The sequence below is a fragment of the Arthrobacter sp. SPT-J7 genome (assembly GCF_059089965.1).
In genome coordinates this window covers 1-309 of record NZ_JBNHFF010000621.1, presented here as the reverse complement: position 1 = coordinate 309, position 309 = coordinate 1, and the positions used below count along the sequence as shown (strand labels likewise).

The window sequence follows — 309 nt, the reverse complement described above, 5'->3', positions numbered from 1 at the left end:
ACTGGCCGTAATCGCACTCGGTAAGATCGGGTTCCAGCGGTGCGTAGGGAGTGCCAGCCTGGCGATCGAGGATGAACTGGGCGGTCTGCTGGCAACGCTCGAGAGGGCTCGATACCACCCCCACCACCGGCACTACCGCGAGCCGCTCTCCGGTCAGAGTCGCCTGCTCGCGCCCAATCTGGTCCAAGCTGACACCGGCAGCCCGACCGGCCAGCAGTCCAGTGGCATTCGCCGTGGTGCGGCCATGCCGCACGAGAATAACTGTCGCCATCCATACAGCCTAGCCAGCATCCTTCGCCGAATCCCGGC

General features: G+C 65.4%; 1 protein-coding gene. It reads right to left on the bottom strand.

All coding sequences use genetic code 11. The features are described 5' to 3' along the window. The coding region (locus AC5RWX_RS34555) for a histidine phosphatase family protein (RefSeq protein ID WP_494100610.1) at window positions 1-271 on the bottom strand (271 nt) is incomplete at its 3' end. Window positions 272-309 lie beyond the last annotated feature (38 nt).